This window comes from Salegentibacter flavus (genome assembly GCF_900115145.1).
Lineage (GTDB): Bacteria > Bacteroidota > Bacteroidia > Flavobacteriales > Flavobacteriaceae > Salegentibacter > Salegentibacter flavus.
The window spans coordinates 1-8,345 of sequence record NZ_FOVL01000040.1; the positions used below are offsets into that span (position 1 = coordinate 1).

Annotated in this window: 5 protein-coding genes and 1 tRNA gene; 5 read left to right on the forward strand and 1 reads right to left on the reverse strand. The window is 35.8% G+C overall.

The genetic code is table 11. The features are described from left to right. The first annotated feature begins 351 nt into the window (after window positions 1–351). The 3 genes from mce (at window position 352) to BM266_RS16775 (ending at window position 5,978) form a co-directional block, all read left to right on the forward strand. Window positions 352–789: a methylmalonyl-CoA epimerase gene (gene mce / locus BM266_RS16765; RefSeq protein ID WP_093411620.1), complete on the forward strand. Its 438-nt coding sequence runs from the start codon at window positions 352–354 to the stop codon at window positions 787–789. A gap of 163 nt (window positions 790–952) precedes the next feature. Continuing rightward, a tRNA-Ile gene (locus tag BM266_RS16770) sits at window positions 953–1,029 on the forward strand. A 317-nt stretch (window positions 1,030–1,346) separates the two neighbouring features. Beyond that, window positions 1,347–5,978: an NACHT domain-containing protein gene (locus BM266_RS16775; protein ID WP_093411621.1), complete on the forward strand. Its 4,632-nt coding sequence runs from the start codon at window positions 1,347–1,349 to the stop codon at window positions 5,976–5,978. Window positions 5,979–6,450: 472 nt separating this feature from the next. On the opposite strand, the gene BM266_RS16780 is transcribed toward BM266_RS16775, so the two are convergent. Next, window positions 6,451–6,933, reverse strand: a complete 483-nt coding sequence (locus BM266_RS16780) for a dual specificity protein phosphatase family protein (RefSeq protein ID WP_093411622.1) — start codon at window positions 6,931–6,933, stop codon at window positions 6,451–6,453. 256 nt (window positions 6,934–7,189) lie between these two features. Here BM266_RS16780 and BM266_RS16785 point away from each other — a divergent pair, with 256 nt between their 5' ends. Both BM266_RS16785 and BM266_RS16790 read left to right on the forward strand, forming a co-directional pair. After that, window positions 7,190–7,864, forward strand: coding sequence for a hypothetical protein (locus BM266_RS16785; protein WP_093411623.1), 675 nt, complete (start codon window positions 7,190–7,192; stop codon window positions 7,862–7,864). A 124-nt stretch (window positions 7,865–7,988) separates the two neighbouring features. Beyond that, entirely contained in the window at window positions 7,989–8,279 is a 291-nt protein-coding gene (locus BM266_RS16790; RefSeq protein WP_093411624.1) for a helix-turn-helix transcriptional regulator, read from the forward strand. The last annotated feature ends 66 nt before the right edge of the window (window positions 8,280–8,345 follow it).

Sequence of the window (8,345 nt, forward strand, 5' to 3'; positions counted from 1 at the left end):
ACAGTTGGTCACCTTAGAAAACTGGGATTTGATGTAAGGCTCACCCCGGTAGCCTAAAGATAAACCTGGAGCTCGTTTTTTTTACTAGGAAATTAAACCTGTGTATGAAATTGAGTCGAAAACTGGATAAGCACAAACACTTGTCGTAAAGAAAGGTAGCAATACCTTTTGGAAGCACGCATATGAAAATTTACATCTTTCTTATCCTTTTATAATCACGTACCTCTTAAATATAGATAAACCATTAAAATTGGGCCTATGGCACACTTTAATTAGTGAAAACCGATAATAGAGCAGCAAGCCCTACGGGAAGTTTTGGCCCCAATTGAAGAAATTTAAAATAAAACACATATGAAAAAGATTGAACATATAGGGATAGCCGTAAAAGACCTGGCAGCCGCTAATGCCACTTATAAAGCTTTGCTTAAAACCGAAGCCTATAAAACTGAAACCGTGGAGAGCGAAGGCGTGAGCACTTCGTTTTTTAAAACCGGGGAGAGCAAGATAGAACTGCTCGCCGCCACAAATGCAGATAGTCCCGTTGCAAAATTTATCGAGAAACGCGGAGAAGGCATCCACCACATCGCTTTTGCTGTAGACGATATTGAAACCGAGATCTCCCGACTGGAAGAGGAAGGTTTTCAACTCCTGAATAAAACCCCGAAACCAGGCGCCGATAATAAGTTGGTGGCCTTTTTACATCCCAAAAGTGTCCACGGAGTTCTGGTGGAGCTTTGCCAGGAAAAAGGCCCCTCCCCAACCCTCCCCGAGGGGGAGGGAGTTAACTAAAAATAAGTTGATAATTTCCAGGAAGAGGTAAAAAAATTAAAGCTGAATTATCTAAAAACCGTCCATAAATATGGGAACTAAGAGCCCTGATATTTTTTAAATAAAAAGTTGTTCTGTAAAAAGCATTTCTCTAAATTTGCGCCCTCATTAAACTTAATGAGCCGGTCCTATAGCTCAGCTGGTTAGAGCACTTGACTCATAATCAAGGGGTCCCTGGTTCGAGCCCAGGTGGGACCACCAACAAAATCAAGCCTTACAGAGATGTAAGGCTTTTTTGTTTCTTCTTGGGTACAACATATGTACAACAAAATTAGCTCATCCGATTGGACAAGATAAAAAATGGTTGTTTTTAAAATAAAAAACTAAATTGATCTATTCTCTTGCTGTAAATTGGGTGTATATTCTCGATAAAAACTCAAATGGTCAATAGATAATGGTTATACCCATTATGCAAAGCTTATAAACCAATTGGAGTTGTAATTAAGAGAGAGTAGGTTCAAAACAAGGATAAGTCAAGGATAAGTCAAGGATAAGGCAAGGATGATAAAATACTTAATATGTCATTAGAATTTCAAAATAAAGAGCTAGATAACTTGAAGAGTATAACCGCTCCTTTTCTGCTGGAATCGGATGACATACCTCCTTTTGAGCGTATAGATGCTTTCTCTTTTGAAGACTTGACCTACTTTACTATTAAACAAGAGATTAATCAATTTGGTGCCTGGGAAGGCTTTGATGAGATCGTTTTATTAGGAGGTATAAAAGATCAGGGAATGGATTGTGCCCTATTTATAGATAACGAGTTTAAAGGGGTGATCCAGTGTAAGCATAGCGAAAAAAAAACGAGATTGGGTAAAACCAGATTTGTTAAAGAGTTCCTCAAGTTTCTTTTATATGGCATAAAGGATGGGAAAATTCAAGGAGAAATTCAAGATTTTAAATATTACATTTTAGCTTCAGGTGGAGTGACCGGGGATACTATTTACCTCATCAATGATTTTAAGAATAATATTTTTAAAGAGCCTGAACTTGAGAAATGGACCAATGATATCATAAGCCAGTTCAGTACCTTAAGTTCTCTAAAAAGCTATCAGAATATCAGAAGGGAACTTCACTTACAACTTTTGAATATTCAGGTCCGACAATTGCATGAAAAGGATATTAGCATGTTGCTGAGGCAACCATATAATCTAAACATTCTATCCCATTTCTTTAGGGTGAAAAAAATTTTGGCACAACCAAATACTGAAGAATCTATGAATGGTAGGCTAGCACTCTCCTATAAGAAAGCCTGTCAGTTTCTTCATTCAGCATCTTTTGACTTTGAACAGATTCCAGATCAATTTGGAGCAAGGCAGGATACTCATATCGAGCGGGAAGAAACAGATAAGCTGAAATCCTGGATTTTATCAGATATGCCGGATAAAAAGAAAGGTATCGCGATTTTAGAAGCCAATGCGGGACTAGGAAAATCTGTAGTTTTTAAGGATCTAAATAAGGCGCTTGAGGCAAGAAACATACCGGTTCTGGCTATCAAAGCCGACAAATATTATGCTGAAAACCGACTGGAACTTGCAAAAAAATTATTTCAGGCAGAAACCAGCTTTGAAGCTGTTCTCAAAGCCTTACGTGAAAAACATCAAAAAATTGTGATTCTGGTAGACCAGCTGGATGCTTTATCACAAACCTTATCGACAAATCGAAGCTTTATTGCTACCTATAACAGGCTTCTTAATGACCTTATAAATTATTCTGAGGTTCGGATTATTATTTCTGTAAGGACATTTGACTTGAATTATGATGCGGAATTGAGTCATTATCTCAAACCTAAGTATACAAGATTTTCCCTAGGAGCCCTGCAAAAAAAAGATGTACAGAGGGTTCTTAAGCAATATGGAATTCTTAAGTATTCAGATAAATTTTTAGAACTGGTTTCCATACCTAACCATCTAAATATTTTCTGCCGATTGAGGGGAAAAGCTTTAAGGAATCTTGATTTATTGCAAAATTTAAATGATCTTAATAAAGCTTTATGGTCTGATACCGAGGAACGGGCTTCTAAACAAGGTCTTAAGGTTAAGCAAGTGCTTTTTAAACTGGCCCAGCGAATGTATGAGCAGGGAAGGATCACTCTGTCTTCCGATTACCTTGAAGGTTATAATATGGAGGTTAAGTTTTTAAAAAGCAATGCTATCCTGCATCAGGATCTTCGAGGATTACAGTTTTTCCATCAGTCGTTTTATGATTATGTCTTTTCCCGCTATTTTATCGATCAAAAAAAAGATCTTCTTACATATATTCATGAAAAAGGACAAAGCCTATATGTTCGACCAACCGTTAAAATGTTATTGGAATTTCTAAGAGATTCGAGACATGAAGAATACATCAGATATGTCAATACAATTTTAAAATTAAAAAGATACCGTTTTCATTTGAAGGTTTTGGTTCTAAATACGGTCGCTACAACGGAAGTCCCATCAGACCAGGAGAAGCAATGTTTTCTTAAGACTATACATCCAAGGCATCAATTATTGGATGTCTTTATGGAAACTTCCTTCTCCCTTCCTTGGATGGAGTTCATCTTTAAGCAAACAATTCCCGAACGGAATCTTAACTATAAATTACCTAAATTATTACAGATTCAAAATTTTTTGAAACAGCGTTTAAGGATTACCCTTGCCGGTTCTAAAAATTTCGACATAAAAAGCTTCCGCCGGAATATTATCTTTTGGTTTTTAGTTAAAAATCTAAGTGTGCATCCACAACTAATCGCAAAATTCTTACAGGATTTACCGGAGACAATAGATCAACGTAATGATTTCGTTCAAAGAGTATTGATCCAGGTTGATCATTGGGAAGATGAAGAGTGGTTACCTTTATTTGAACATTTTTTTCCTTTCGATAAGGAAGCTATGAAAAAAGCGCCACATGAGGCCAACTATTGGTTTTTTGTCATTCTAGATCGGATGGCTAAGTATCATCCGGATTTTGTCATAAAAAAACTACGAGCTGTGCTCATTGAATATTTCCATAATGAGTTACATCTTGGAACATTAAATTATACGCAAAAGGGTATAATCGAAAAACTAATTGAATACTATCCCATAAAGTGTTTTGAATTCCTCTTTGAAATAATGGATGAGATAATTGAAAATGGACCTAAAGAATGGATAAAATTTTTGCGACAAAGCGAGTATTATGAAGGGCTTCATTTTCGAGTATCAGGTTATCGTAAAAGTATCCCGGATGGAGACGAGGAACTTTATGTTTTTTTAGAAAAACTTTTCAAAACTATTGCCAGAAAAGATAAACTCTGGTTCGATTCCTTTTATCAAAAACATAAAGACACTCATAGTATTGCGGTGCTAATGCTTATCTTAAACTACTTACGTGACTTTCCGAAAAAGTATCTTCATCAATCCTTTTACTTAATAAATATCATCCATAGGAAGAATGGATTTCTTGACTATGATGATAACTTCCAGTATATCTGCAGGTCACTAATTGGTAAGATCTTCGGTCAGTTAGAAGTTTCTGACCAAAGAGTCCTTGCAGATATGGTAATGTCTGTAAAACACCCGGCTGAATATGAGGTGAGTCATTATAAGAATGATAAATCTCACCACTTAAAGTTTGCTGGGAAAAAGGAATTTCTCTTTATTAAAGCAATTCCATTGGCAGGTCTAAAAAAGCATGATGATTTATACCGGAGATATCAGGAGCTGAAAAGAAAATTTGGAGAAATTTCGGATAAAGCCATGGATATTGGAGGTACAAGAACATATGGGGTAGGACCTCCGCTTAAAGAGAGTGCATATATCAAAATGGACTTTGACCACTGGTTGCGGAGTATGCAAAAGTTTAACGATGAATATACTCGGGACTCTATTGATGATCCTTCTAAAGGGGGGAAAGATGAACATGCCAGAAAATTTGAAGAAGTCGTCAAAGCTGACAGTGATCGATTTTATCCACTAGTAGAATTGCTTTTTGAAAACAAAGATATTTCCACAGTATATCTGATCGCCGGGCTCAACGGATTAGTAGAATCCAATTATGATCCGAAAGCCATTTTAAAGATTTTTAAGGAGTTGATAAAAAGGGAGCTTCATCTTGTTCAGGTTCTTAGGTTAATCAGAATGTCCCGATATCTGATTTCAGAAGAGTGTATAGACACTGAGGTGTTTAGCTATTTGAATGAATTGGCTTTAAATCATGAAGATCCTACAAGACCGTATAATCCAGATAATCCCTTAGCGGATAGCTCACAGACCGTTCGGAGCGCAGCTACTATTGCTATTATGCTATGTTCATATCACAGGGGATGGAAAGAGCAAATATTTAAGGTTGTAGAAAACTCTGCAAAAGACCCATTTGAATCTGTACGAGTAGGGGTACTTTCTCAATTGGCATATCTCAATCAGTTGGATATCTACCGGGCATTTGAAATTTTTAGAGAGATTACGGATACCAATGATGTCCAGGTTCTAAAAAATGCCATGTGGTCGGCAGATTATTATCTGAACAGGTTCTTTCATGAAATGCGTCCATTTTTTGATAAGATAATTACCTATCCCGGGTTACATGAAAATGGAATGGTACTGGTAACCAAATGTTGGTTATTTTATGAAGACAGTCCAGCTACAGATGAATTGATGGAACGTTCCCTTAATGCAGGAGATAAAGCGCTAGGAGCCATTCTGCATACCGTAGAAGAGAATTTGTTTTCAGAGAAACCCTATAACAGGAAGTGTCAAGAACTACTTTTACAGTTACTCAATTTTTCTTCCGAAGAATTATCAAGACGGTTTTCCGGGTTAATCCTGAGAAAAATAAAACCGGAGAAATTTAAAGTAATGGAATCATTCTTATATGCTTATGTGAAATCTGAGCATATAGAGCAGGAGCCCAGATATTTTATACAGCTCCTAAAGGAAGCCTCCAAAGATCATCCCGAAAGCTGTCTTACACTTTTAGAGCAATGCATTGACGTTAAACATCATGATATAAGGAAGAGTGGCTATTTGGGCCAAGAGCCTATACAGGCTGTTTTGGCGATTTTCAGTGCGATCAGTAAATCCGACGAAATTTTTAAAAAGAATAAGGATCGGGTTTTGGACCTGTTCGATACCTTGTTAAAGGACAAACAATATCGTTCAAGGGCACTTGTTGCTATTGATACACTTTAACTAATATTACACTTAATTATTTAAAAGACAAGATTATTGCTTTTCATAGGAGGCATTGTTGGCAGCTGGTTTCTAGTTGTAAGAAGTTACAATTTTATCCGCCTTTCCATAAAAACAGGAAGGTGAATAACCATTCCAACACCATTGCCATTGAACTCCATATTAAGACAGGTTTAAGCATCTTTGTTTTTAGCTGTTGGTAGTAGTTTTTGAAGGGAGTGGGGAGGGGGAATTTCACCCCCATACTATTATCTTGATTAAGTACAATTTAATTTTAAAAGTTTCACAGGTCACAAAAGCATCAGGCCCCACACAATAGTACCCACTCCAACTAATATGTTTTTAATTATATTCATAGTTTTAATTTTAAATAGATCATTAAATATTTTACTAAAAATGAAGCTAATCCAAAATTCTATGCCTGTAACAACTTGAAAAATTAAATCTACTCTCGAACACAAGACTATTTATTTCATTTTATAAAGTATTGCCAATTATTAGCTAAAAAACTTTTTATTCCCTTCGGGGCGTAATCAGGATATAATTCTACGAAATCTTTTTCTGCATCCAAAAAAGAATGATTAGAAATTTTATTATTTACCGCCAAGTATAATAAACCAATGCTCGGTGATCTAGATAAACCTTGATTACAATGGATTAAAATCTTATTGCCCTTTTTTTGACTGTATTCAATGAAGTCAAGTGATTTCTCAAAAAGAATATTCGAAAAGTATTTGTCAGAATCTGTATCCACTATATTAAGAATTAGCCGGTTTCCTCTATATGCGAATAAATATTCAGGATGTGTGTCCGAAATGGATCTTCCTTTATAACCTAATGCTTGTCGATGGTATGGTTCTTTGCACGCTTGAAGGAAATAAAAATCAGATTCAAATTTATTCCATTCATAATCATTTGAATTACCTACAAATACATTCTTATTTATCTCAATCATACTATAAAATTATTGCCAACTCGTTATATGCCAACTAAAATATATCTTTAATAGGTTTTCCCCCCGGGATAAACGTAAAACTTTCATAATTTGACCCTATAACGGCTCGTTTTGTGCCACTGTGAAATTTGAAATACTCTCCATCAAGAGATTTTTAGTTCTTTTTTGTTTTAGCTCCAGTACAGCCAATATACTTTTGATTTTTCCACTTTATTTTTCTTTTGGCTATATTTAATACCCTGAATAATTGGGGACTATGGAAAAATTCATTCTAAAATCTGGAAAAACACTGGCCAGGTGGAGATCAGGAATAAATTATTTCCTGGAGGATAAAGTTGAGGGAAGTTCCACCAATCTTATTCTATTCCTTTTAGCAGTTTTTATTTTAATCGTTCTAAGCTTCAGCTTATTTTTTGGCTTTCGGTTTATAACAGATAATTATCTAGTCTTCCTGAGTTTACTCGTTGTTCTCGGATTGGTGATGGTTTGGGCAGCCATATTCTACGAATCAAATAAACACCTGGAGACTGATCGTCACAATTTTAAGGTGGAACCCATTAATAAATTCCAGGTAAGATTTGAATACATCAATTTTGATAATGAATCAAAACAACAATTCTTTAGATTGTTGAAAGGTCGGCAGGTTCAGGAGAAGATCAATTTTACTGTTGGGAATAAAAGTGGGGATTCTGCAAACCATCGAATCCTCTTTGTTTTATTCGACGAATTATTTGTTGGAGGAATTCAGGATCTTACCGGAGAAAGGAAACGTGACTTTTTTCAATTGCTGATGAATTCCTTCCTAATGAACAATGAACCCCTCAAAGAAAACACCTTAAAAACCAGTTTTTCTGCCTGGAAAAACGACCAGGAAAAAATTAACTCCCGGAATCAGCGAAAATTTATCCGACAGATGCTGGCTAAAGAATAATTATTGGATAATTTCCTTTTTATTTGAATTACTCTATTGATTTAAAGGTATTTGCTTTCCTAAGTTTGTCCTGTACAAAAACGTAAAAGGCCTTTTACTCATTTTTAATTTTAACCTTATAGTTATGAATGAGCAAGAAAAAGTTGTGGGTTTATTAGAGGATATTAAAGTCTTACTGTCCCACACAAAAAAAGTAATGAACGTAGAAGATCTGGCACAATATACTGGACTTTCCAAAAGTAAGATATACAAGCTTACGCATTTGCGGCTTATCCCGATGGGGAACAATCCTAACATTCGTCAGAAGTTTTTCGACAAGGAAAAGATCGATGCCTGGCTTCTGGGAGAACCAGACCTGTCCGATGCATTCCTTGAGGATCAGTTCAATAAGAACCTGATGAAAAACCGGAAATAGGGCTTTTGCCTTTTACTCATCCTTTAAAGATTTTATGATGAAAAAGCTAACCTATATCCGGGTGGG